At 75.7% G+C, this 24,145-nt stretch carries 20 protein-coding genes and 1 tRNA gene; 5 read left to right on the forward strand and 16 right to left on the reverse strand.

Translation table 11 applies throughout. The annotated features are described in order from the left end of the window. Positions 1–24 precede the first annotated feature (24 nt). The 4 genes from ACYVKY_RS03665 to ACYVKY_RS03680 all read right to left on the reverse strand — a co-directional run bounded on the left by ACYVKY_RS03665 (position 25) and on the right by ACYVKY_RS03680 (position 5,503). Entirely contained in the window at positions 25–1,071 is a 1,047-nt protein-coding gene (locus ACYVKY_RS03665; RefSeq protein WP_460433638.1) for a polysaccharide pyruvyl transferase family protein, read from the reverse strand. A gap of 270 nt (positions 1,072–1,341) precedes the next feature. Next, positions 1,342–2,562, reverse strand: a complete 1,221-nt coding sequence (locus ACYVKY_RS03670) for a glycosyltransferase family 4 protein (RefSeq protein WP_460433639.1) — start codon at positions 2,560–2,562, stop codon at positions 1,342–1,344. Beyond that, positions 2,559–4,127, reverse strand: a complete 1,569-nt coding sequence (locus tag ACYVKY_RS03675) for a lipopolysaccharide biosynthesis protein (protein ID WP_460433640.1) — start codon at positions 4,125–4,127, stop codon at positions 2,559–2,561. The genes ACYVKY_RS03670 and ACYVKY_RS03675 overlap by 4 nt, the downstream gene beginning before the upstream one ends. Positions 4,128–4,267: 140 nt before the next feature. After that, positions 4,268–5,503, reverse strand: coding sequence for a glycosyl hydrolase family 28-related protein (locus ACYVKY_RS03680; protein WP_460433641.1), 1,236 nt, complete (start codon positions 5,501–5,503; stop codon positions 4,268–4,270). Between the two features lie 145 nt (positions 5,504–5,648). Here ACYVKY_RS03680 and ACYVKY_RS03685 point away from each other — a divergent pair, with 145 nt between their 5' ends. After that, positions 5,649–7,310, forward strand: coding sequence for an FAD-dependent oxidoreductase (locus ACYVKY_RS03685; protein ID WP_460433642.1), 1,662 nt, complete (start codon positions 5,649–5,651; stop codon positions 7,308–7,310). Here the strand turns inward: ACYVKY_RS03685 and ACYVKY_RS03690 are convergent. Together ACYVKY_RS03690 and manA are read right to left on the reverse strand one after the other, a co-directional pair. Then, complete coding sequence (locus ACYVKY_RS03690) at positions 7,211–8,146, reverse strand: aldo-keto reductase family protein (RefSeq protein WP_460433643.1); 936 nt, start codon at positions 8,144–8,146, stop codon at positions 7,211–7,213. The two genes, ACYVKY_RS03685 and ACYVKY_RS03690, sit on opposite strands and share 100 nt — an antisense overlap. A 9-nt stretch (positions 8,147–8,155) precedes the next feature. Then, positions 8,156–9,397 carry a class I mannose-6-phosphate isomerase gene (gene manA, locus ACYVKY_RS03695; protein ID WP_460433644.1) on the reverse strand — a complete coding sequence of 414 codons (1,242 nt, stop codon included), beginning with the start codon at positions 9,395–9,397 and terminating at the stop codon, positions 8,156–8,158. Positions 9,398–9,482: 85 nt separating this feature from the next. Between manA and ACYVKY_RS03700 the strand changes: the two genes are divergently transcribed. After that, complete coding sequence (locus ACYVKY_RS03700) at positions 9,483–10,754, forward strand: hypothetical protein (RefSeq protein WP_460433645.1); 1,272 nt, start codon at positions 9,483–9,485, stop codon at positions 10,752–10,754. Between the two features lie 18 nt (positions 10,755–10,772). Here ACYVKY_RS03700 and ACYVKY_RS03705 read toward each other — a convergent pair whose 3' ends face one another. The 3 genes from ACYVKY_RS03705 to ACYVKY_RS03715 all read right to left on the reverse strand — a co-directional run bounded on the left by ACYVKY_RS03705 (position 10,773) and on the right by ACYVKY_RS03715 (position 12,933). Continuing rightward, entirely contained in the window at positions 10,773–12,038 is a 1,266-nt protein-coding gene (locus ACYVKY_RS03705) for a WS/DGAT/MGAT family O-acyltransferase (RefSeq protein WP_460433646.1), read from the reverse strand. A gap of 86 nt (positions 12,039–12,124) precedes the next feature. Then, positions 12,125–12,199: transfer RNA gene (locus ACYVKY_RS03710), tRNA-Ile, on the reverse strand. 83 nt (positions 12,200–12,282) lie between these two features. Beyond that, positions 12,283–12,933: an NAD(P)-dependent oxidoreductase gene (locus tag ACYVKY_RS03715; protein WP_460433647.1), complete on the reverse strand. Its 651-nt coding sequence runs from the start codon at positions 12,931–12,933 to the stop codon at positions 12,283–12,285. Between the two features lie 130 nt (positions 12,934–13,063). Here ACYVKY_RS03715 and ACYVKY_RS03720 point away from each other — a divergent pair, with 130 nt between their 5' ends. Both ACYVKY_RS03720 and ACYVKY_RS03725 read left to right on the forward strand, forming a co-directional pair. Beyond that, complete coding sequence (locus ACYVKY_RS03720) at positions 13,064–14,047, forward strand: AraC family transcriptional regulator (protein ID WP_460433648.1); 984 nt, start codon at positions 13,064–13,066, stop codon at positions 14,045–14,047. Beyond that, complete coding sequence (locus ACYVKY_RS03725; protein WP_460433649.1) at positions 14,034–14,657, forward strand: hypothetical protein; 624 nt, start codon at positions 14,034–14,036, stop codon at positions 14,655–14,657. Before ACYVKY_RS03720 ends, ACYVKY_RS03725 begins: the two co-directional genes overlap by 14 nt. 174 nt (positions 14,658–14,831) lie before the next feature. Here the strand turns inward: ACYVKY_RS03725 and ACYVKY_RS03730 are convergent, their stop codons facing one another. The 4 genes from ACYVKY_RS03730 to ACYVKY_RS03745 all read right to left on the reverse strand — a co-directional run bounded on the left by ACYVKY_RS03730 (position 14,832) and on the right by ACYVKY_RS03745 (position 19,580). Beyond that, positions 14,832–15,785, reverse strand: a complete 954-nt coding sequence (locus ACYVKY_RS03730; RefSeq protein WP_460433650.1) for a sugar phosphate isomerase/epimerase family protein — start codon at positions 15,783–15,785, stop codon at positions 14,832–14,834. A 29-nt stretch (positions 15,786–15,814) separates the two neighbouring features. Beyond that, positions 15,815–17,971, reverse strand: a complete 2,157-nt coding sequence (locus ACYVKY_RS03735) for a PQQ-dependent sugar dehydrogenase (RefSeq protein ID WP_460433651.1) — start codon at positions 17,969–17,971, stop codon at positions 15,815–15,817. Positions 17,972–18,403: 432 nt separating this feature from the next. Then, positions 18,404–19,036 carry a hypothetical protein gene (locus ACYVKY_RS03740; RefSeq protein WP_460433652.1) on the reverse strand — a complete coding sequence of 211 codons (633 nt, stop codon included), beginning with the start codon at positions 19,034–19,036 and terminating at the stop codon, positions 18,404–18,406. A gap of 115 nt (positions 19,037–19,151) precedes the next feature. Further along, positions 19,152–19,580 (reverse strand): hypothetical protein, encoded by a 429-nt coding sequence (locus ACYVKY_RS03745; protein ID WP_460433653.1) that lies wholly within the window; start codon positions 19,578–19,580, stop codon positions 19,152–19,154. A 237-nt stretch (positions 19,581–19,817) separates the two neighbouring features. On the opposite strand from ACYVKY_RS03745, the gene ACYVKY_RS03750 reads away from it, so the two are divergent. Next, on the forward strand, positions 19,818–20,321 hold the full coding sequence (locus ACYVKY_RS03750) for a DUF3145 domain-containing protein (protein WP_460433702.1): 504 nt from the start codon (positions 19,818–19,820) through the stop codon (positions 20,319–20,321). Between the two features lie 3 nt (positions 20,322–20,324). On the opposite strand, the gene ACYVKY_RS03755 is transcribed toward ACYVKY_RS03750, so the two are convergent. From ACYVKY_RS03755 to fabF, 3 genes are read right to left on the reverse strand one after another with little or no spacing between them, the layout of a single operon-like run. Beyond that, on the reverse strand, positions 20,325–22,136 hold the full coding sequence (locus ACYVKY_RS03755; RefSeq protein ID WP_460433654.1) for a purple acid phosphatase family protein: 1,812 nt from the start codon (positions 22,134–22,136) through the stop codon (positions 20,325–20,327). Positions 22,137–22,190: 54 nt separating this feature from the next. Continuing rightward, positions 22,191–22,829 (reverse strand): hypothetical protein, encoded by a 639-nt coding sequence (locus ACYVKY_RS03760; protein ID WP_460433655.1) that lies wholly within the window; start codon positions 22,827–22,829, stop codon positions 22,191–22,193. Between the two features lie 16 nt (positions 22,830–22,845). Then, positions 22,846–24,093: a beta-ketoacyl-[acyl-carrier-protein] synthase family protein gene (fabF, locus tag ACYVKY_RS03765; protein WP_460433656.1), complete on the reverse strand. Its 1,248-nt coding sequence runs from the start codon at positions 24,091–24,093 to the stop codon at positions 22,846–22,848. Positions 24,094–24,145 lie beyond the last annotated feature (52 nt).

Raw genomic sequence — 24,145 nt, forward strand, 5'->3', positions numbered from 1 at the left:
CGGTGGCCCTGCGCGCTGCCGGGCTCACAGGCCGCGGAAGTTCCGTCGGGACAGCCTGCGCAGGCGGTCGGTGCGGGCGCCGACGGTGTCGACCAGGGCCGCGCGGCGGGCGAGGGCGGCGTCGGTGACCTCGAGCAGGGTGCGCTCGAGGTGCTCGTCCGGCTGCACGGCCAGCTGCGGTGTGCCCACGAGCTCCATCAGGCCCTCGACCTTGCCCTGCGAGGCGAGGCACACGGCCGGGACGCGGCGCGACAGCGCCAGCACCGCCAGGTGCATCCGCCCGGTCACCACCAGGTGGGCGCCGGCGACGAGCGAGCGCACCTCGGCGGGTGTGCAGATGCGGTCGACGAGCCGCACGTCCGGGTCGTCGGCGAACTGCTCGGCGACCAGCGCGCAGGTCGCGACGTCGTCGCCGCCGGGTCGGCGGACGTGGGGGAGCAGCACGACGCCGAGGCCCTGCGCGCGCAGCCGCCGCACCAGCAGGGTGAAGGGCCCGACCAGGTCGCGCCGGGCGTGGATGAGGCCGCTGACGTTCACCACGACGTAGCGCCCGAGCCCCGGGGTCGTGCGGTCGGCCTGGCCCGGGTCGACGGGCGTGGCGCTGAAGACCGTGTCGGCGACGCGCACCACGTGGGCCAGCCCGTCGGCCTCGGCGCGGTCGGCCGACCGGGGCTCGCGCACCATCAGGCGCACGCCGGCGCGCGAGGCGCGGCGGACCGCACGCCGGGCCAGCGGGTGCGGGTGGGGGCTCCAGCTGCCGCCGAGCACGCGGGCGAGCACGCCGGCGCGCGCGGCGAGCTCGGCGGTCCGCGCCAGGGTGCGCGCACCGCGGTCGCCGTAGCCGCCGTCCATCAGGTCCGCGCCGACCACGCTGAGCGACCTGGCGCGCCGCAGCAGGCCGCGCAGCTCGAGGACGTCGCGCAGGTGCGGGGGGCCGCCGCCGTAGACCAGGGCGGGCAGGGTGCGGACCCGGGTGCGCTCGGCGTGCACCGGCGGCACCTGGACGGCACCGGGAGCGTGCTCGAGCACCAGCACCCGGCCGTCGGTGTTCTCCAGGAAGGACTCGACCATCGCCTGGTCGCCGATGTTGCCGCCGCCGGGGGGCGAGACCAGGACGTGGTGGCCGTCGTCGTCGCCGAGCGGACCGCGCAGCAGGACGCGGTCGAACGGCGCGAGCAGCGCCGGGCTGACCCAGACGGCCCAGGCGGCGTGGCGCAGCCGTGCGCGGACGTGCGGTGCGATGGCGATGGCGATGGAGGGCTCCCGTGGTGGTCGCGTGTGCGGTGGTCACCAGCCGGGACGTCGGTGTGCCGGTCGGTGCCGCGCGGTGGCGCGGCGTTCTCAGGGGGTTCGGGGCGCGCGGGCGTCCGGTTGGGTGCCGTTCGTCCCGAGCAGCGGGTCGACCACCGCGCGGACGGCACGCGCCGCCGCGCGGGGGGTGAACCGGTCGCGGTAGAGGTCGAGGCCGTCGCGCGCCCGCTGACGGGCTGCTGCCGGGTCGTCCAGCACCTCGGCCACGCCCGCGGCGAGCGCCGCCGGGTCGTCGCGCACGAGCAGGTGCACGCCGTCCTGCGCACCGGTGCCCTCGCAGCCGAGCGAGGTGCTCACCACGGGGACGCCGTACGCCCACGCCTCGAGCACCTTGAGCCGGGTGCCACCGCCGAACCGCATGGGCACCAGCACCACGTCGGCGGCCGCCAGCTCGGGCGCGACGTCGTCGACCGGCCCGACGAGGTCGACGCCGTCGACGCCCTCCACGAGTCCGGCGAGGGCGTCGGCGCCGCGGCCGACCAGCCGCAGGCGGGCTCCCGGGACCAGCTCGCGCAGGACCGGGAGCACGTCGGTGACGGCGTGGTGCGCCGCGTCGCGGTTCTGGTCGGTGGACCAGCTCGCCACCATCAGCACGCGTCCGCCGACCGGGGTGCGCACGAGGGGAGCCGGTTCGGGGTAGGTGTTGGGCACCACCTGCGTGCGTGCCCCGCCGAACCGGCCGACGTCGAGGTCCGAGCACACCACGACGGCGTCGGCCCACCGGGCGACCTGGCGCTGGATCCGGTCCCACAGCGGCAGCTCGACCCGTCGCTGCACGCGCTCGACGCGGTCGCCGCTGCCGGCGGCGAGGTAGGCGCGCCACTTGTCGGTCTCGACGTCGTCGCTGTCGACCACGACGTGCGCGGCGGTCACGGCGCCGTGCAGCGCGCGGGCGTGGTCGAGGCCGCCGAACCACACCAGGTCGTACTCCCCGTCGGCCCACTCGACCAGGCGCCGGCGGACGACGTCCCACCGCTGGGCGCCGACGTGCACGGGGAGCCCGCGCAGCAGCGACGTGGCAGCGCCCGCGAGCCGTCCGCGGGGCCGCGGCGACAGCCGGACCCAGCGCCGCACCCGGGCGTCCGGCGGCACCGGGACCGTGCCCGGCGCGGCGGCGGAGTGCAGGACGGCCACGTCGACGTCGGCCACCTCCGCCAGGCCGAGCAGCACGCCGTGGCAGCGCAGACGCTTGCCGCCGTCGAGCGGCCAGGCGACGTCGGGCAGCGTCAGCAGGACGCGGGGACGGCTCACGCGGCCCGCCGGCGTCCGCGCGGCCTGCGGGTGACGGCGCGCACCGGGCGCTCGACGGCCGCGGGCAGGGTGGTGGCGAGCCAGTCGACGTCCTCGGGGTCGACGACCCCGACGAACCGCGAGCCGAGCAGCGCGACGAGGGCGAACGCCGGCACCGACAGCACCGTGCCCACCCAGCCGCCCACGAGCGCGACGCAGGCCGTGGCCGCCAGGCCCGCGGCGACGGCGACCGTGGCGGCCCGCAGCAGGTGCCCGGGCCGCAGCTGGAGCCGCAGCCCGCGGCGGAAGGTGTACCCGATCACGATGCCGGCGACCGTGGTCTGCGCGGCGATGGTGGCGACCGCAGCGCCCTCGGCCGCGAAGCCGGGGATCAGCGTCGCCGCGAGCACGATGTCGACCACGGCGCCGGTGCCACCGGCGACGAGCACGGGCCGCAGGTTGCCGGTGCCGGTCCACAGCGCCTGGCAGAGGTGGCCGAGGGGGGCGAGCAGCAGGGTCAGCCCGAGGTAGCGCACCAGCCCGGCGGCCTCGGCGAACTCGGGACCGTAGACGGCGACCACCAGCCCGGGGCCGACGGTGACGGTGCCCGCGCACAGCACGAGGTTGGCGGCGACCAGCACCCGGGCGGCCCGGCTCATCGTGGCCAGCACCACGGACGGGTCCTGCGCGTGGCGGCGCGCGATCGCGGGCATCGCCGCGCCGATCAGGGACGCCGACAGCAGCAGCGGCAGCCCGACGACGTTGAAGGCCACCGAGAACATCGCGACCGTCTCGGGGTCGTGCAGCTGGTCGAGGAACACCAGCTCGAGCCGCCGCTCGACCACCTGGATGATGATCGTGGACAGCGCGAACAGCGACCACAGCCGCAGCACGGGACGCCACGGCGGTGCGGGCAGGTCGGAGGCCGCAGGCGCGTCTGCGGTGCGCCCGAGGCGGCGCAGCACGACGGTGAGGCAGAGCGCGACCAGCAGCTGGGCGGCGAACACGCCCTGCACGCCCAGGCCCACGAAGACGGCGACGATCCCGAGCGCGGGGCCGAGCGACTGGGCCAGCAGGCGGCGCGAGGCGGTGCGGCGCCAGCCGTGCAGGGCGATGTCGCGGCTCGCGTACGCCCAGCCGACCGAGTCGACGAGCGCCGTCACGGCCGCCAGGAACCACAGCACCTGGAACTCGGTGCGGGCCAGACCGGTGACGAGCAGGATGGTCGCGGCGATGCCGCCCCCGATCAGGTGCGCGGCGAACGACCAGCGCGACAGGTGGGCGAGGCGGGCGTCGTCGCGCGCGCCGCGGGCCGACGACAGCAGCTGGACGCTGGCCGAGGTGAACGAGTAGATCGCCACCGAGAACATCAGCGACGCGACGTAGGCCACCAGGCTCTGCTGGCCGAGCACCTCGGGGCCGAGCTCGCGGCTGATGACGACCGACAGCGCCAGGGCGAGGGCCATCGGCGCGACGGTGGAGGTGGCGCTCCAGACGCCGCCGGAGAACGCCGAGCGGCGCGAGCCGCCGTCGTCAGGCGAGGTCGCCGCGCGGGCAGCAGCGGGTGCGGTGGTGTCGTCCGGCACCGCTACCCCGCTCCCGTCGACCGATCCTCGCGTCCGACAGTACGTGCCGTCCGCCCCGGGTGTTCGGTGAGGTGGGCCGATCGGTTGGGTGGGGCGGGCCGGTGCCCGTGCGTTCGCCCGTCCGGGGGACGGGTGTGCGGTCAGGGCAGGACGGGGAGCCCGTCGCGCAGCCAGCCGGTGGCCGTCCAGGTGCCCGCGGGGGCGTCGACGGTCAGCAGGTGCCGCGGTCCGCCGACGACGGAGAGCCGCGCGAACGTCACGCCGGACGCCTGCGAGGCACCGCGCAGGAAGCCGACCTGCCGGCTCGCCGTCGTGCGGGTCCCCGAGATGGTCAGGTCGGCGACGGTGACCTCGCGCAGCGGGCCGGCGTCGGTGCGGCCGTCGTAGACCAGGACGGCGCCGTGGTCGACCGTGGTGCTGAGGTTCGAGCGGGTCAGGGTGCCGCCGGCCACGGTGACGCGGACGGGCGCGAAGGTGTTCCAGGGCGCGCCCTCGCGGGCGACGTAGACCGCGGCGGCGTTCGACCCGTCGACGCGCAGGTTGCGGATCGTGACGTCCTCGCCGCCGACGACGCTGACCCCGCGTCCCCACGTGGTGGTGAGCACGGTCGGCGACTCGATCCGCACCCGGCGCACGGGCTGCCCGTCGGCCAGGTACGACACCACCGCGACGCCGTCGTCGCCCGACCGCTGCACGACGGGGCGCTCCACCAGGCCGTCGCTGCTCGGGCCGGTGACGTGCACGCCGTCCGCCTTCGTGTCGCGCACGTCGAGGTCGCGCAGCACGAAGTCCGTGGCGCCCCACAGGTACACGCCCGCGGCGGCGGAGCCGTCGACGTGGACCCGCTCGGCGACGAAGCCGTCGGCGCGGATGACGGTGAGCTTCATGTGGTCGAAGGTGCCGAGGCGCGAGGTGGTGGCGCCGAGGCGGAGGGTGACGTCGCGGACGGTCACGTCGTCGGCCTGGACGATCACCGCCGAGCGCTGCGGGTCGGTCGCCACCAGGGCACCCGGCCCGGCGAGGGTGACGCCGGCCGTGGTGATCCGCAGCGTGTCGGTGTGCCGGAAGGCCGAGCCGGGCGGCAGGTACAGCTCGTCGCCCGCGCGCAGGTCGGCGATCGCCGCGCGCAGCGCGCGGGTGTCGTCGGTGCGACCGTCGCCCGCCGCGCCGTAGACCTGGGGCGTGACGACCCGCAGCGCCGACCCGATCTCGGCCGGGGCCTCGTCCTCCACGGCGGCCAGCGCGGTCGGGGCGCCGAGCGCGACCACGGCGGCGGCCACGAGCCCCGGGACCACCCGGCGCCACCGGGCGCGCGCGGACGCGTCGGTCGGGCGAGGATGGACCGAGGTCGGCAGGGCGCGCGCGAACCAGGTCATGCAGACCATCTCGGACGGCGACGACGCCGAATCCACCGACGACGACGTCTGTCACCCGCCCGCTCCCGTCCCGCGACGGACGGTGACCACGACGCCCGGCGCCACCCGTCCCGCTCGTCCCCACCCCCGCCCAGGAGGCCCATCCGTGCCGCTCGACCTGCGACGCGTCCGCGAGCTGCCCCGCACACCCGGCCAGGTCGTGGTGGTCGGCAGCGGCCCGGCCGGTCTCGGGGTCGCGCTCGCCCTCGTGCGTGCCGGCCGCCCCGTCGTCCTGGTCGAGTCCGGCGGCCTCGACGGCGACCTCCCGGACCTCAACCTCGGCCTGGTCGAGGGTCAGCCCTACGCCGGGCTGGTCGACGGCCGGGCGCGCTCCTTCGGCGGCACCTCCGCGCTGTGGCACGGGCAGTGCATGCGGCTGCACCCCCACGACCTGGAGCGGCGGCCCTGGGTGGCCGGCAGCGGCTGGCCGTTCGCGCTCGCCGAGCTCGACGAGCCGTACGCCGAGGCCGAGCGCCTGCTCGACGTCTCCGGGCGCGGCTACGGCCCCGACCGGTGGGACGCCCACCCGCACCTGTCGCGCGTCCCCTGGGACCCCGCCCACCTCGGCCACGACTTCACCGAGTACGCCCTCGACCCGGCGATGCGGCGCACCCGCGACGAGCTGCTCGCCCACCCGCTCGCCACCGTGCTGCTGCACGCGACCGTCTCCGCCGTCCGGGTGCACGACGGCCGGGCGACCGGCGTGGAGCTGCGGGCGGACGGGGGTCGACGCGTCGAGCTGGACGGGGCCGACGTCGTGCTGGCCGCCGGGGCCATCGAGAACGCCCGACTCCTCCAGCTGAGCGACCCGGAGGGCACCGGGCTCGGCAGCGGGCGGGCCCACACGGGTCGGTACCTGCAGGACCACCCGATCGTGCGGACGGCGCAGGTGCTCGCGCACGACCACCGCGTGCTGCAGGACCGGTACGTGGTGCTGCGCGAGGGCGGCCGGCGGCTCTTCCCCAAGGTGCGGCTGGCCGAGGCGGCCCAGCGCGAGCACGGCCTGCTCGACGCGGTGGCGGTCTTCGTGCACGAGCCCGGCCCGGCCGCCGCGGCGGCCCGCCGGCTGCGGCTCGAGGCCCGCGACCGCCGGCGTCCGGACGGCCTCGCCGCCGACCTGGCGGCGTCGGCGCGGGGGAGCGGGCCGCTGCTGCGCGACGCCTACCTGCGGGCTGCCCTCGGCAGGACGGGGCGCAGCCGCCCGGACGCCGTGCACGTGCAGGTCTGGGTGGAGCAGGACGCCGATCCGGCCCGGCGGGTCGTGCTGTCAGGGCGCGACCGCGACGCCCTGGGTCTGCCGCGGGCCGTGGTGCGGTGGGGCGTCAGCGACCAGGAGCTCGACACCGTGCGCCGGCTGACCCGCTGGATCGGCACCGACCTGGTGCGCCTCGGCACCGGGTACCTGCGCGAGCACGACGTGATGACCGACGACGACGCCTTCCGCGCCGCGACCAGCGACGCCGCGCACCCGGCCGGCACCACGCGCACGTCGTCGCGGCCGCAGGACGGCGTGGTCGACCCGGACCTGCAGGTGCACGGGGTCCCCGGCCTGCACGTCGTCGGGTCGAGCGTCTTCCCGGTGGCCGGGTACGCCAACCCGACGCTCACGATCGTCGCGCTCGCGGTGCGCCTCGGGCGTCACCTGGGCCGACGTGGGGACGGCCGGGGTCAGGCGGCCCGGGCGTCGTCGGTCGCGGCGGCCACCAGCTCGTCGAGCACCACGCCGACCGCGTCCGGCAGCGGCACCGAGCCCGAGGCCAGCGCGTAGGAGCGCGCGACCCGTTCCGGACGCCCGGTGGCGACGAGGACGTCGGTGAGGTCGAGCCGGGTCGCGCGGGCGAGCAGCGCCTCGGCCAGGCCGTCGTCCCCGAGATCGGTCGTCGCGCAGGCGTCCTGCCAGCGGTCACGTCGTGCGGCCGAGCCGTGCAGCACGCCGCGCAGCGTGGCGAGGTCCCGTCCGCCGGACCCGAGCAGTCCGTGACCGACGACGGTGTCGACGTGCGCTGGCAGCCGCACGGGTTCGTCGAACGGACCTGCGGCGACGTGCGCCACGGTGGCGACCCGGCCCAGCCGCTCGACGGCGGCTGCCGTGCGCGCGTTCTGCGTGGCGACGCCCACGGCACCGACGTCGCCCGAGCGCACGAGCCGCTCGAGCTCGGCGACGAGACCGTCGTCGACCTCCTCGGCGTGCACCTCGTGCAGCAGGAACCGGTCGACCCGGCCGCCGAGGCGCCGCAGCGAGCGCTCGGCGCCCGCCCGCACCCGCTCCGGCGCGAACCGGCCGGGCAGCGGGCTGCCGCCGGAGCCGCGCAGCCGCGCGGCGACCCCGACCGGGAGGACGCGGCGCGCGACGGCCTTGGCGGCGCGACGGGTCGCGCCGTCGGGAGCAGCGGGGTCGAGGCCGACCTTGGTGGTCACGCCCTCGACACCGACGTGTCCCGCGAGGAACGTGCCCAGCGCGGGCTCGGACAGCCCGTGACCGTACGAGGGGGCGGTGTCGAAGCGGCGCACGCCGGCGTCCCACGCGGCGGCGAGCACCGCGCCGCTGCGTCCGGGGTCGACGAGGGTGAACAGGTGGGCGGTCCCGAGGGCGACGTGGGGCACGCCTCGACCCTAGGCGGCGCGCGCCGAGACGGCCCGGGCGAGCACGACGGTCCCGCTGCCCTCGAAGGTCAGCGGTCCGCTGCTGTCGGGCGCGAACACCGTGGTGCCGCCGGCCAGCGGCAGCCGGGGGCCGTCGCCCGACGTCGCCACGACGTCGACGCGGCCGTCGAGGCAGAGCACGACCCGTGGCCCGCCCGGCGCGAACTCGGCCGTGTCGTCGACGTCGACGAGGTGCAGCTCGAACTCGGTCGGGCCGGGCCGCCACGTCCGACGGCGGCCGACGACCTCCGGCTCGACGAGCCGCACCGGGGCGGTGCCGGGTTCGAGCACCTCGAGCAGCTCGGCGACGTCGAGCCGCTTGGCGGTCAGCCCGGCCCGCAGCACGTTGTCGGACGACGCCATCACCTCGACGCCGACCCCGCCGAGGTAGGCGTGCAGCACACCGGCCGACAGGTAGAGCGCCTCACCGGGCTCCAGCACCAGGTGCTGCATCAGCAGGGCCACGAGCACGCCCGGGTCGTCGGGGTGGTGCGCCGCGAGCCGGGGGAGCACCGCGTCGTGCGGCGTGAGGGAGCGTCGGCGTGCGGCGTCGACGACGTCCGCCACCAGGTGGCGTGCCCCCGCGTCGGCGAGCAGCCGCGCGACCGCGTCCCGCGTGGCACCCGGGCCCGGGCGCTCCAGCGCGGCGACCAGGCGCGCGAGCGCGGGACGGTCGCGGTCCGGCAGGTCGAGGTCGTCGAGGTCGCGGCGCACCTCGTCGGCCTCGCGCAGCCCGCAGAGCGCCTCGAACCGGGTGAGGGCCAGCAGCATCTCGGGCTTGTGGTGGGGGTCGGTGTAGCTGCGCTCGGTCGCCGGCAGGTCGGCGTCGCGCTCGGCGGCGAAGCGCGCGGCGGCGCGGGCGGCGTCCGGGTGCACCTGGATCGACAGCGGCGCGTCGGCCGCGAGCACCTTGAGCAGGAAGGGCAGCCGGGCGCCGTGCCGAGCGTGGAGGTCGGCACCGAGCAGCTCGTGGGGGTCGGTCCGGATGGCCTCGTCGAGGGTGCGGCCGTCGGTCAGCGTCGAGGGTGCGTCCGGGTGGGCGCCCACCCACAGCTCGGCGTGCGGGCGCCCGTCGGGCGGTGTGCCGAGCAGGTCCGGGATGGCCGTCCGAGATCCCCAGGCGTAGTGCCGGACGACGTTCTCCAACCGGGTCAGGTGGTGGACGGCGGACGTGGCGGTCGACGACGTGCCGGACTGCGGGTCGGGGGTCACGGGGGTCTTCGGAGCGGTCGCGGCGACGGATCCTCGTCCGGCGGAACGCGCTGCGCGCGCCCACGCGGTGTGCCAGGGTCCGGTGGTGGCCCGGGCGACGAGCGTGGCGGGCGCCACCGGCCTGCCGTGGCGCCGTCTGCTGCTGCCGCGCAACCGCTCGGTGTGGATCAAGTGGGTCTGGCTGCCGCTCGGTGCCGCGATCGCCGTCGCCGCGAGCGGGCGCCTGCCCTCCCTGCGCACCGTCCTCGAGGTGGTCGTCGTCTGGGTCGTGGCCGAGCACCTGGCGTACCAGGCGCGCTACCTGGCGAACGACCTGCGCGACCGCGCGGCCGACGAGGCCCACCCCGCCGCGGCGCAGCGCCGCCGACTGCCCGGCGGGCTGACGCGCGGTCAGGTGCGGGTGCTCTGGGGGTCGGTGGCCTTCCGGCTGCTGCTGGCGGTCGTCGTCCCGCTGTTCGTGCTCACCGGGCCCGCCCGCACCGCGGCGCTCGCCTTCCTCGCCGGGCTCGCGGTCGTGACCGCGGTGTACGAGGTCGGCCGCGACCGGGTGCGCCACCGCGCGGTGCGGCCGGGCGCACCGGGTGCCGTCGGCCTGGCGCTGCCGGTGCTCGCCAGCGTGCCGCTCGGGTACGGCCTGCGCGTCGGTGCCGGCTACCACGCCGCCGCCGCCGACGGGCTGGACGGCGTCGGGGTGCTGCTCGTGCTCACGGTGCTGCTGCTGCAGACCGCCGGCGTGCTGCTGGCGTGGACGCTCGAGGGCACCGCCTTCCTCGACGCGTTCCCGCACGCGCGGCGGTACGACCCCGGGCTGGAGCGGCTCGCCCACGTCGGGCTGCTGCTGGTGCACGCCGGCGCGCTCGACCGCTCGGCCCGAGCCGGTGGTGACGACGCCGGCGTCGCCGCACCCACCGACGTGGTCGTGGCGCGGGACCGCCCGGCGCGCAACGGTTCTCACGTCCGGGTCTGGGACGTCGCTGCTGCGCTCGCAGCCGTCTGCTCCGTGCTCACGGTCGCAGCGGGCGCCGGGGGCGAGGGGCTGTGGTGGCTCCTCGTGCCGGCCGCGCTGCTGCTCGCGTCGGCCCCGTGGCTCGCTCGTGCCGTGGTCGACCGCTCGGGCGGCACCGGTGGCACCTGGCTCGGCGGTGGCGCGCTCGCCGTGGCCGTCCGGCTCGAGGTCTTCGTCCTGCTGGGGGTGGTCGTGGTCACCGCGCTCCGGGCCCCGCTCGCGGTGTGGTTGCTCGTGGTCCCGGTCGTCACCCTGTCGCAGTGGGCGGCGCTGCGCGCCAGCAGCTGGGCGCAGGGCGTCGGACCTCGGACCGTCGCGCGGGCGGTGCTCGCACGGGTCGCCCGGGCCTGAGGAGCGGAGCGGCGCCGGTCAGCGGCCGAGCGCGTCGATCTCGTCCTGGATCGCGGCGGCGACCCCGGCTGCGTCGACGTCCAGGCGTGCGTCGGCGGCGACGCCGACGGTGAGGGTGCCGGCGTAGCTGAACAGGCTGATGCCGAGCCCGACGCGGCCGACCGTGGGGACCCAGAACGCGACGTCCTCGACCTCGCTGGTGCCGACGGCCAGGCGCGTGCGCGGGCCGGGCACGTTCGTGACGACCGCGCTGGCGCTGCGTCCGAGCAGACCCGCGGCCAGCCGCCGGACGGGCAGCGGCAGCAGGCCGACGAGCTGCAGGACCACGAAGGTCGCGCCGGCCTCGGCGGACGTGGTCAGCCGGGAGGTGGCGAGCGTGACGAGGTGCAGGCGTCGCGCGCGCTCCGGCTCGCCGACGGGCAGGCGCACGAACACGATGCCGAAGCGGTTGCCCAGGTCGTCCGGCACGGCGGCGCCCGCGCGCAGGTCGACGGGGACCACCACCCGCAGGTCGGCGACGCGGCCGCCGCGCTCGAGCAGGTACGTCCGCAGGCCACCGGCCGTGGCGGCGAGGAGGACGTCGTTGATGCTCGCCCCGTGGGCGTCGGCCACCCGCCGCACGTGGGCGAGGTCGTGGGGGTCGGTGAGCGCCAGCGACTTGGCCGGACCGAGCGCCCCGCGCAGCAGCGTCCGAGGCTCGCCGAGGGTGAGCAGGAGCCGCCCCACGACCGGGAGCACCTGACCCACCGCCCGCAGCGAGCCGACGAGCGCGCTGCCTCGACGCCCGGTCGGCAGCCGACCTGTTCGCTCCGGTTCCGCCGCACCGTCGGTGAGACCCAGCAGGACGGTCGCCAGGGCCGCCCCGTCGCCCAGGCTGTGGTGGAACCGGCCCACCAGGGCGCTGCCGCCGTCCGGGCGTCGCACCAGGTCGAGCCGCCACGGCGGTCGCTCCGGGTCGAGGGGTGTCGAGACCAGCTCACCGGCGAGACGGGCGAGGTCGAGGTCGTCGAGCGCGCGACCGGGTGCGGCGTCGACGACGTGGGCCCGCACGTCGAACCGTGCGTCCCGGTACCAGCGGGGCGGGAGCAGGCGGTGCGGTCGACGGGCGACCTGGGTCAACCGGGGGTGGGACGCGACGAGGCGCCGCTCGACCCGGTCGCGCAGCTCGTCCAGGCCGAGATCGCCCGACAGGCGCAGCACGCCGGCGACCACCAGGCGGTTGTGCGGGCGGTCGAGGCCGACCCACGCCGCATCGGCCGGCCTCATCCGCTGCGACCGGTGCACGTGGCGATCCAAGCCCGTCCCGCCGTCGCGCGCGACACCAGCACCTCATGGAGCACGCGACCCCGGACCGTCGACGGACGTCGTCGTGGGGCAGGTGGGGCTCGAACCCACGACCTGACGGATTATGAGTCCGTTGCTCTGACCGGCTGAGCTACTGCCCCGCGCACGCGACCCTACCGGCCGCGGATGCGCAGGAACGGGGCGTCCGGGAGCGCCGCACGCCCTGCTCCTGCACATCCGTCGGTCAGGCGGAGACGGCAAGGGTCTGACCGACCCGCTCGTCGGCGCCGAGGACCTCCGCGACCACGCCGGCGACCTGCGCCCGCGTCACCTTCATCGACGTCACCTCGCCGGTCGACGACACCACGACCTGCGACGGCTCCATGCCGTCGTCGAGCGAGACGGGACGCACCAGGGTCCAGCGCAGGCCGCTGGCGCGCACCAGGTCCTCCTGCCGCTCCGAGTCGCGCAGCTGGTCGGCCAGCAGCACCCGGAACGTCGTCTTCCACTGCAGCGACAGGCTCGAGAACGACTCGTGCGCACCGATCGTCGACTGCACCACCAGCCGGTCCACGCCGTGCCGGCGCATCGCGGCCACGACGGCCCGGGTGCCGGCCGACCGGACGTCCAGCGGCGTGCCCGCCCGCCGCAGGAACCGGACCTTCATCGCGTTGTCCGAGATCCCGAGCGTCACCACGACGGCGTCCTGCCCGGCGACCACCCGGTCGACCGCCGCCGGGTCGCCTACGTCGCCGCGCTCCACCCGGACCCCGGCGGGGAACGCGTCCGCCGACACCGTGCGCCCGAAGGCCGTCACGTCGTGCCCGTCGGCCGCCAGCTGCCGCACCACGGCCAGGCCACTGCCCCTGCTCGCCCCGACCACCAGCACCTTCATCGCCCCGCTCCTTCCGTCCGGGACGACCGCCGTCCCTCGTGGTTCGATCCTGGGAGCCGGCTGCTGGACGGACAATGCTCGTGCGACCGCACCTCTTGCCCGATCGTCCAGGCCGGGACAGGATGGCCGGGTGCCGACGACGCCCGTCCCCGACGTCCTGGCCGCGCGCCCGGCGCAGCCGGACCCGCTGGTCGACATCGCGATGACGGGCGTCTTCCACTCCACCTCGCGGCTCACCGAGCCGTGGGGCATCGCGGTGCCGGCGCTGCCGCAGGTGGTCGTCTTCCACGTCATGACGTCCGGGCGCGGGGTGGTCGACGTCGACGGACGCCGCACCGAGATCGTCCCGGGCGACCTGCTCGTGGTGCCGCACGGCACCGGCCACACGATCAGCAGCGGCCCGGACGCGCGGGTGCTGCCGCTGCACGCGGTCGAGCGCGAGGTGGTGGGGGAGCGGTACGAGCGGATGGCCTTCGGAGGCGGCGGTGCCCCCGCCGGACTCGTCTGCGGCGCAGTGCGTTTCACCGACCTCGCCGTCGGCCGGCTGATGCGCTCGCTGCCGCCGTCGCTGCTGGTCGACACCGCCGACGCCCCCTGGGTCGCGGGCGTGCTCGCCCTCATCGCGCGCGAGAGCGAGCACCCCGCCACCGGCAGCGACGTCGTCACCGCCCGGCTCGCGGAGGTGCTGCTCGTGCACGCCGTCCGGCAGTGGTGGGACGCCGCGGGTGAGCGGGAGGGCTGGGCGCGCGCCGTCCGCGACCCGGTGCTGGGGCCCGCGCTGCAGGCCTTCCACGCCGACCCCGCGCAGGACTGGACGCTGGACCGGCTCGCCCGCCGCGCCGGCGTCTCCCGCTCGGGCTTCGCGGCGCGGTTCACCGCGCTCGCCGGGGAGCCGGCGATGGCCTACGTCACCGGCTGGCGGATGGACCTCGCCGGGCGCCTCCTGCGCGACCGCGCCACCACCCTCGAGCAGGTCGCGCGACGGGTGGGGTACGGCTCGGCCCCGGCGTTCCACCGCGCGTTCCGCCGCCACCACGGCGTCGCCCCCGGTGCCTGGCGCGCCGGTGCGCCCGATCCCCTCGCCGACCTGCTGGCCTCCGGTGCCCCCGGCTGACCCGGGCGACGAGCCGGTCGTCCTGCACATCGAGCGCCTCGGCGGTCCCGACCAGGACGCGCCCGGCGACGTCCTGGGAGCGGAGCCCCGCGCCGTCCGCCGTCGCTGGGTGGTGGTCGCGGCGGTGCTCGGCGCGCTCCTGCTCGGGGTCGCTGTCGTCGACCGCAACCAGCGCGAGCGCGAGCTCGAAGCGCTCGTGACCGACGTCGAGAGCGCTACGGCCGCAGTCGCCCTCGCCGACACCAGGGCGATGATGGTGCAGGTCTACGTGCGCCCCGTGTCGTCGTCCGGCAACCCCGGCGGCACGCTGTCGCTCGATCTCGACGCGATCGTCCGCGACGCCGAGGAGCGAGGCGCCGACGAGCTCGCCGCCGAGGGGCGCCGCCTCGACGACGCGACGCTGCTGCCGTGGCACGACGACCTGGCCGGCGCGCGTGAGGTGCTGCGCGACTTCGTCGCCACCGAGGAGCGCCGACTGCGCCGGGAGGGCGACGCCGAGTCGCCCACGGTGCAGGACGTCGCCGACGCCGCCCGCGCCGTCGTCCCGCCCGGGCCGCAGGCCGACCGGCTCGAGGCCGTCCTCGACGGCATCCCGCGCGTCCGCGACTGAGCGCCCGCCGCCCACCGGACGAGGCGTGCTGGCACTGCACGGGGCGCGTCCGCCCACTCCAGTGGCACGTCCGTCGCTGAACTGGGGAAACGGCGACCGGCGCGAAGCCCCCCGGACGCGCCGCAGCCCCGGACCGGCGGGTCCGGGGCTGCGGTGCGGCCAGGCGGTTCGGGGTCAGAACCGCAGCTGGCGCAGGTAGGAGTACCCCACCTCGGCCGTCTGGAGCGGGGTCACGTCCGGGGTGTCGTTCTCCACGATGTACTCGCGCACGGTGTGCTCGGCGAAGATCCGGGCGAAGTCGATCGTCCCGGTGCCGAGGTCGGCCATGTCGCCCGGCGTGGCGGAGTCGTCCGCGTGCCGGTCCTTCACGTGGTACTGCAGCACCTTGTGCGGCGCCTGGTGGATGGTGTCGATCGCGAACTGGATCGGGTCGGCCGCGCCGACGCCGACGCCGCCGGTGACGGCCCAGTACAGGTCGACCTCGAGGTGCACGAGCTTGGGGTCGAGCCGCTCCATGAAGATCGACCACGGGGTCGAGCCGTCGGCGAACACGGTCGTGAACTCGTGCGCGTGGTTGTGGTAGCCGTACCGGATCCCGTGCGCCCGGGCCGCGGCCGCCTCGGCGTTCATCTGGTCGGCCCACGCCTTCCAGTCGTCCGCGTCCTGCGAGTTCAGGTACGGGACGTTGATGTAGTGGTGGCCCAACGTCTTCGCGTCGGCCAGCTTGGCCTCGAGCCCGGCCGCGTCGGCCGAGATGCCGACGTGGCTCGAGGTCGCCCAGATGCCCTGGCGGCTGAGGAACCGCCCGACCGTCTTGGCGTCCTGGCCGTACAGACCCGCGAGCTCGACGCGGCCGTAGCCGGTGTTCGCGAGCTTGCGCAGCACCTGGCGGGCGCTGTCCCAGTCGGTCATGGCGTCGCGCAGCGTGTACAGCTGGATGCTGATGTGGCCGCGCGGCACCCGACGGCCGCCGGGGGCGGCGTCGGCGAAGGCAGGAGCGGCGCCCGCGCCGACGGCGGCACCGCCGGCGCCGAGCGCGAGCATCCCGCGCAGGAAGGTGCGCCTGTCGGCGCCCCGGGCGGCCAGCGACCGCTCGAGGGCCGGCGCCCCGTCGAATCCGAAGCACATGATGGGTGGTTCCTCTCAGATCAGGGTGGTCAGGGGGTGACGGTCGGCGTGAGGACGACCTCGGCCGACCCGGTCAGCGGGACCCCCGCGTCGCCGCCGTCGTCGGTGTAGGTGGCGACGAACACGCCACGCAGCTGGTCCTCACCGGGGTCGTGACCGCCGGGGAGGGTGGTGGTGATGGTGCCGGTGCATCCGAGCGCGGTGGTCTGCGGGTGGCCGTGGTCGTCGTGACCGAGGATGTAGGTCACCGAGACCCGCGAGCAGTCGACCTCCTGGTCGTCGGTCACGGTCACCTCGAAGGGCACCTGCTGGCCGAACGCGAAGGTGTCGCCCGTCTGCGGCGTCACGAACGACACCTGCGGGACCTCGTTGCCCACCACGATCGTCACGTCCGCCGAGGCGGCGCGGCCGCGGTGCTTGCCGCCCTTGTCGGTGACGCGCAGGTTGGCGCGGTACTCACCGGGCTCGGTGTAGGTGTGCGTCGGGTTCGCCTCGGTCGAGTCGACCGTGCCGTCCGAGTCGAAGTCCCAGGCGTAGGTGATCGTGTCGCCGTCCGGGTCGGCCGTGCCCTCGCTGGAGAACGCGACCGTCAGCGGGGCGGAGCCCAGCGTCTGGTCGGCCGTCAGCACCGGCACGGGGGAGTGGTTGCCGTTCGGCCCGATGTAGTCGATGCGCGACAGCTGGGCGTCCGGGTTCTCGGCGAAGTAGCCGTCGCCGTACTCGAGCACGTAGAGCGCGCCGTCGGGGCCGAACTCCATGTCCATCGGGTTGTCGGTGACGACGTCGCTGATGGCGTCCTCGATCGAGAGCAGCTTGCCGCCGGCCCGCAGCGAGATCGCCTTGAGGTAGTCGCGGGTCCACTCGTAGAGGAAGCTCTTGCCGTCGTACTCCTGCGGCCAGGCCCGCGGCGTCTTGCCGCCCGCGGCCCTGCGGTCGAAGTCGTAGACCGGGCCGGCCATCGGACCGATGCCGCCGGTGCCGAGCTCGGGGAACTCCTCGGACTCGCCGTAGGTGTACCAGATCTGCGGCTGCACGGTCGGCGGCAGCTCGGTGAGGCCGGTGTTGTGCGGCGAGGTGTTCACCGGTGCCGCGCAGTCGAACGCCTCACCCGAGGCGCCGGTCGCGAAGTCGTAGTCGACGTAGGGCAGCTCGGCGGTCGCGCAGTACGGCCAGCCGTAGTTGCCGGCCTTCTTCGTCGCGAACCACTTGCCGTGCCCTGCCGGCCCGCGAGCGGGGTCGGGGGAATTGGCGTCGGGCGAGTAGTCGGCCACGAACAGCTGCCGCGTCGCCGGGTCGATCTCGATCCGGAACGGGTTGCGCAGACCCATCAGGAAGATCTCCGGACGCGTCTGCGGCGTGCCCGGGGCGAACAGGTTGCCGTTCGGGATCGAGTAGCCGCCGCGCGCCTTGGGCTTGATCCGCAGGACCTTGCCGCGCAGGTCGTTCGTGTTCGCCGAGCTGCGCTGGGCGTCGAAGGCCGGGTTGCGGTCGGCGCGCTCGTCGATCGGGATGTAGCCGTCGGACTCGAACGGGTTCGAGTCGTCGCCGGTCGACAGGTAGAGCAGGCCCTTGGCGTCGAAGACGATGTCGCCGCCGACGTGGCAGCAGATGCCGCGGTCGACCGGGACCTCCATGATCTTCTGCTCGCTCGCGACGTCGAGGGTGTCGCCGGTGAGCTCGAAGCGGGAGAGCTGGATGATCCCCTCGAACGCCTCGAACTGCTCGGGCGTCCCGGTGAAGGGTGCGTCGCCCTCGTTCACCTGGGGCGTCGTCGGGTCGTCGACAGGCGTGTCGCCCGGGGGCGAGTAGTACAGGTAGACCCAGCTGTTCGTGGAGCCGAACCCGGGGTCGACCGCGATGCTCTGCAGCCCCTCCTCGTCGTGCTGGTACACGGGGATCGAGGCGACGCGGGTGTTGAGCCCGGTGTCGGGGTGGTTCATCCAGATGTCGCCGGCGCGCGTGGTGTGCAGCACGCGACCGTCCGGCAGCACGGCGAGGTCGATCGGCTCGCCGGGGGTGTCGTTGAGGGTGACCTTCTGGAACAGCTCGCTCGAGGGCGGCGGCGTCGCGGGGTCACCGGGGTGGGGGTGGCCGGGATGGGCCGCCGCAGGGGCGGCGGCCACCAGGCCGAGGACGAGGGCGCCGGCCCCGAGGGCTGCTCCCGCTGCGGTACGTGGTCTCGTCATCGTGCTCGACCTCCTGGCCGTGTCGTCGTCGACGTGCCCTGGGCAGAACGTACGGACGCTGACCAAAAGGGGTCAATAGAACGAGCCAACTTTTGTCTGACAAACGACAGAAGCCGTTCAGAGTGAACGCAACCGGGACGATCGTCCCGCTGGCGGGAACGCGAAACCCCCTCGAGCCCATACCTCGAGGGGGTTGTGACCTGTCTACGGCAGCCGCCGGCCCGGGCGCGGGAGGCGCGCCGCAGGGCGGTGGAGCGGAAGAGTTGGTGCGCCGGGCCGGGAGCGCCTCTCGGCGCGGGGCCGCTCGCAGCGGCTTCAGGTGGAGCCCGGGGCTACCGCAGCCCGACGCACGTCCAGGGTAACCGGCGCGCGGTCCCCGGTGTTCCCGGTCCGTCCGGTTCGTCCGGTCGGGCGGGCAGGTGGGTCGTCGGATCAGGGCGCCTGCAGCGTGCCCGCGCGCCAGGCGGTGGCGGCGTGCTCGAGCTGCTCGGCGGTGCGGACGAGGCGGCCGGCGCTCAGCGTGCCACCAGGCGCCTCGGCAGGGACGTGCTCGGCGTGCGCGCGTCCGACGGCCACGATCCGCGCGAAGGCGGCGGCGCGCTCGAGCGCGACCGCGAAGTCGCCGGCGAAGACCCCGCCGAGGACGGCGTCGACGAGCTGCTTGACCTGCTCCGGACCGGGCGGGTCGGCGACGCCGGCGACCACCTCGAGCACCGGGGCGGCGCGGCGGCCGTCGTGGTACTCGCGGGATGCGGCGGCCGGGTCGCGGTGCACCCAGTCGCGCAGGGCGTAGAGCCGCCACAGCGCCCCGGGGAGCGACTCGGCGGGGGAGTCGACCCACAGCTGGGCCAGCAGGTCGATGCCGTGCTCGTCGGTGAGCCGGACGAGCCGCTGCACGGTGGCGTCGTCACCGCGCTCGCGCGCGCCCAGCACGATCAGCCGGGCGGTGGCCTGGGCGGCCTCCTGGCGCTCGCGCGGGTCGGGCTCGGGGTCCTGCCGGGTGTCCATCGCCGCCGGACCCAGCAGGGTCGGACGGTGGTGGGGGCGGCCGCCGGACGACGTCACGCCCTCCATCCTGGCACCGACCAAGGTCAGGGTGCGGACGGACGTCGTCCGACGGGGCTCCATGATCGCCCTGGGCGCGGCGGGTGGTCCAGCGCGCCGGGCGGGGTCGGCGGGATCAGAACCGCACGACGGGCGGGGCCGGCCGCAGGTTCGCGCGGGGGCACGACGCCAGGTCGAGCCCACCGAGGGCGAGCGCCTCGTCGCACAGGCTCTCGACGGTCCAGCCGTGCTCGGCGCCCAGCTTGGTGATGGTGACGCGGTAGATGGTGATCTCGTAGCGCGACGGGGTGCCGTAGGCGACCTCGATCGAGCCGATCAGCTCGGCGCCGGTGGTGTTGGTCGAACCGTTCCAGGTGCGGTCCCAGCGGCTCCACAGGTTCGGCTTGGACTGCCACAGCCCGCCGTTGCGGACGTCGCGCATCGCGAGCTCCACCAGGATCGCCCGGGCGGCGTCCTCCGGGACGATGGCGGCGGGGCGGATCACCTCGGTGACCGTGCCCTCGCTGTAGGCCTCGGACATCAGCAGGTCAGCGTCGTCGAGCACCGTGGGTCCCTCGTTTCTGGTCGGTGACGAACCTCTCCCGTCCCATCGGCGCGCGGAGGGCCCGCCTTGAGCCGTGAGGGTGAACGGCCGTGCTCGGCGAACCGGTGCTGGCGGGTGCGGGACGCGTGGGGCATGATGGACGCGCGCGACGCGTGCGACCGCCGAGGCGGGAGTGACGGCGGGCACCTGGTGGCGAGGTCCGTGGGGAAGACGTACCTCGAGAACCAGGAGGCCGGTATGTCTGCTCCCCTCACCCGGGGCGTGCTGTTCGTGCACTCGGCGCCGCGCGCGCTGTGCCCGCACGTGGAGTGGGCCGCCGGCGGCGTCCTCGGCGTGCGCCTGTCCCTCGACTGGACCGCACAGCCCGTCGCCCCCGGCATGTTCCGCGGCGAGCTGTCGTGGCAGGCGCCGGCCGGCACCGGCGCGACGCTGGCCTCCGCGCTGCGCGGCTGGCACCACCTGCGCTACGAGGTGACCGAGGAGCCGAGCCGCGGCGTCGACGGCGGCCGCTGGAGCCACACGCCCGAGCTCGGCATCTTCCACGCCGTCACCGACGTGCACGGCAACGTCATGGTCCCCGAGGACCGCATCCGCGCCGCCGTCGAGGCGGGCGCGGGCGACCCGGTCATCCTGCGGCACGAGCTCGACCTCGCCCTCGGCCAGGCCTGGGACGACGAGCTGGAGCCGTTCCGGTACGCCGGCGAGGGCGCCCCGGTGCGCTGGCTGCACCGCGTCGGCTGAGGGCTACCGGACGACGCGGCCCGCCCGGTCGAGGGTGAGCTCGACGACGTCGCCGTAGGTGCGGCGCTGCGTGCCGTCGACCTCGTACCCGTCCTGCTCGGAGTACGACAGCAGCGGGAACACGTGCACGGGCGTCAGCGTCATCGTCGCCCCGGTGCGGGTGCGGGTCAGCTCGACCTCGAGGTGCCCGTAGTGCTTGCCGCCCTCGACCAGCACCGGTGCGCCGTCCTGCTCGACCCAGACCTCCGGCTCGTCGCGGTCGGCCGTCCACGCGCGGTACGGGTTGTACCCGAGGTACGGCGCGGTCAGGGACGCCTCGGTGCGGCGCTCGCCGCGCAGCCCGTCACCCGCCACCCCGACGTCGTAGTAGTGCACGCCCGTGCCGTCGCCGTCCTCGTCGACGAAGCTGCGCTCGAACAGCTCGCTGTGGCCCGAGAGCACCGCCGCGACGCCGTAGCGCTCCATCAGCGGGTGGTACTGGCGCATCGGCGTCCCGCCCTGGCCCGAGCTGTCCTCGTGGTACATCGGCAGCCCGTGCTCGCCGCTGCTGTACGCCGAGTGGTGCCACTGCACGACGACGACCCGCCCCGCGGCGCGGGCGTCGGCGAGCTGCTGCTCGGCCCAGACCCACTGCGCCCCACCGGGTGACAGGTCGACCAGGTCTGCGCCGCCGGCCGCCTCGTACTCGTCCGCGGTGAAGTTGTTCTGGGTGTCGGTGCCCGGGCCGCGGTACTCGGTGCCGGTCGCGGGGTCGTCGGCGTACCGCTCGGTGTCGTCGTCCGGCTCCCCGTTGTTCGCGTCGAGGGTCAGGACGGTGAGGGGCCCGTAGTCGATGCGGTAGTACGAGTCCGTGTGCTGCGGTGTGCCGTTCGGCGGGGCGTCGAAGTACGCGTGGTACTTCGCGCGCGACCGCACGACCGGTGAGCGGTCCTCCGGGGTGCCGTACCCGCCGTTCAGCGCGCCGAAGCTCTCCCAGTTGCCGAAGGCAGGCAGGACCGGGGTGTCCGTCAGCAGGTCGCCGCGCGGACCGGCGAGCCGGCTGAACCACTCGTCCCACCCGGGCTGGTACCCGCCGCCCTGCACGAGATCGCCCGGGAACACGAGGAAGTCGGGTTGCCGTCGCTCGATCACGGCGAGGTTCGCGGCGTAGCCCTCGTCCTCGGTGAGCGGGTACCGCAGCACCTGGCCGTCGAGCAGCGTCGTGGTGCCGAACGACTGCGCCCACGCGCCGCCGGCGTCGGTGCCGGGCCGCGGCAGGGCGGTGGTCGTGCCGGGCGCCCACTCGCGCCGGGTGACGCGGCCCCGCGGCTCGGTCTCGTGGTCGGACATCGCCACGAACCGCACGGTGCGCCAGCGGTCGGCCGACGGTGCGGTGGTCAGCGACGCCGACGCGCGCTCGCGGCCCTGGCGCACGGTGTAGCGGTAGCGGGTGTCGGGTCGCAGTCCCTCGAGCTGCACGACGTGCTTGACGTTGCCGTCCGGCAGGAGCCACGAGCCCTGCGGCAGGCCGGGGATCTCCTCGGCGCGCTCGGCCGCCGTGTAGGCGAGGCCGTCCTGCGGCTGCGGGTCGCTGCGGTAGGTCCGCTGACCACGCAGACCCGGACCGGTCAGCGTCAGCGTGCCCGACTCGTCGCGGTGGCTGAACCACGTCACCGTCATCGACGTGGACGACGGGTTCTGCAGGTACGGCAGCACGCGCAGCTCGCCCGCGGCAGGACGCGCCTGCGCCGGTGCGAGCAGCGACCCGGCCAGCAGCGCCGCGGCGCCGGCGGCGAGCACGTGGGGGAGCAGGCTGCGACGGGTCCGTGGCCTCATCGCCGGACGGTACCGCTTCGGGGGGTTCGCGCAGGAGGTCCGGTTGCGACCGGTTCAGCTCCCGGCGAGGGCGGACGGGTGCAGCAGCGGCGCGAAGCCGTTGCCGAGCGCCAGCACCGACGTGGGCGGCGTGAGCACGACGACGTCCCCGGCGGGACGGGCGGCCGGCGCGTGCCACCCGTCGGACCCGAAGGCGAGCGACCGGTCCCCGAGCAGCAGCCGTGCCGCGCCCTCGCGCACGACCACCGTGCCGTCGGGCAGGTCGCGGGCCGGTGCGGTCCAGGTGAGCCGGTCGCCGGCGCGGTCGAGCCCGCGTCCGCGCCGCAGCCGCTCGGACGCCAGCCGCGCGTCGAGGTCGCCCGCACCCAGCGGGTCCGGACGCCGCAGCGCCAGGCCCACCGCGGCCCGGTACTCGCGGTAGGGCTCGCGCCGGCACCGGGCGCACGGTCGGTGACCGGCGGCCAGCGCCACGGCGTCGTCGAGGAGGAACAGCGGCGTCCACCGGTGCGGCGCCGCCAGCGGGTGCCGGCGTCCGCGGTACTCCAGCGTGCAGGTGATCCACAGCCGGCCGTGGTGGTGCCGAACCACCTGCTGGTCGTCGTCGACGACGCAGCCGCGGTTGCCGGTGAGCAGCCCCCGCCCGGCGACGGCCCGCAGGTCGCCCCACGGGTCGACCCGGTTGCGCCGGGGCACCGCCCGCGCCCTCCGGTCAGACGCTGCGGAAGGCGACGGCCACGTTGTGCCCGCCGAAGCCGAACGAGTTGTTCAGCGCGACGCCGTGGCCGATCTCGCGCGGGCCGCCGGTGACGACGTCGAGCGAGATCGCGGGGTCGAGCTCGGTGACGTTCGTGGTCGCCGGTGCCTGGCCGTGGTGCAGCGCCAGGATCGACAGGATGCCCTCGACCGCGCCGGCGGCGCCGAGCAGGTGGCCCGTCATCGACTTGGTGGCCGACACCGCGACCGACCCGGTGTGCTCGCCGAGCACCGCGCCGATGGCGGCGGACTCGGCGATGTCACCGGCGGGGGTCGAGGTGGCGTGGGCGTTGACGTGCACGACCTCGGACACGTCGACGCCGCCGCTCGCCAGCGCCGCCCGCATCGCACGGGTGGCGCCGAGGCCCTCCGGGTCGGGGGCGGCGATGTGGTGGGCGTCGGAGGTGAGACCGGCCGACAGCAGCTCGGCGTACACCCGGGCGCCGCGCGCCTCGGCGTGCTCGGCCGACTCGAGCACCACCACGCCGGCGCCCTCGCCGAGGACGAATCCGTCGCGGCTGGTGTCGTAGGGCCGCGAGGCGGTCTCGGGCGAGTCGTTGCGGGTCGAGAGCGCGCGCATGGACGCGAAGCCGGCGATCGGCAGCGGGTGGATGGCCGCCTCGGTGCCGCCCGCCAGCACGACGTCGGCGCGGCCGGTGCGGATCATGTCGAGGGCGTAGGCCATCGCCTCGGCGCCGGAGGCGCACGCGGAGACGGGGGAGTGCGCGCCGGCGCGGGCGCCGAACTCGATCGCGACGGCGCCGGCGGCGCCGTTCGGCATGAGCATGGGGACGGTCATCGGGAGCACCCGGCGCGGGCCGGACTCCTTGAGCACGTCGTAGGCGTCGAGCAGCGTCCACACGCCGCCGATGCCGGTGGCGACGACGGCGCCGAGGCGCTCGCCCTCGACCTCGGGGGAGCCCGCGTCGGCCCAGGCCTCGCGGGCGGCGATCATCGCGTACTGGCCCGAGGGGTCGAGCTTCTTGGCCTCGTGGCGCGGCAGCACCTCCGACGGGGGCACCGCCAGCCGGCACGCGAAGTGCACGGGCAGGTCGTAGCGCTCGAGCCACTCGGGCGGGAGGGGACGGGCACCCGACTGCCCGGCCAGCGCGGCCTTCCAGGTGCTGTCGACGTCGCCGCCGAGGGGCGTCGTGGCGCCGAGTCCGGTGACGACGACGCGTCGGCCGCCGTTGGTCGAGGTCATGGAGGTCGCTCTCCCGCTTCAGGTCGGTGGGACGGGTGGGTCGGGGGGTGGC

The sequence above is a fragment of the Angustibacter speluncae genome, from assembly GCF_054777815.1.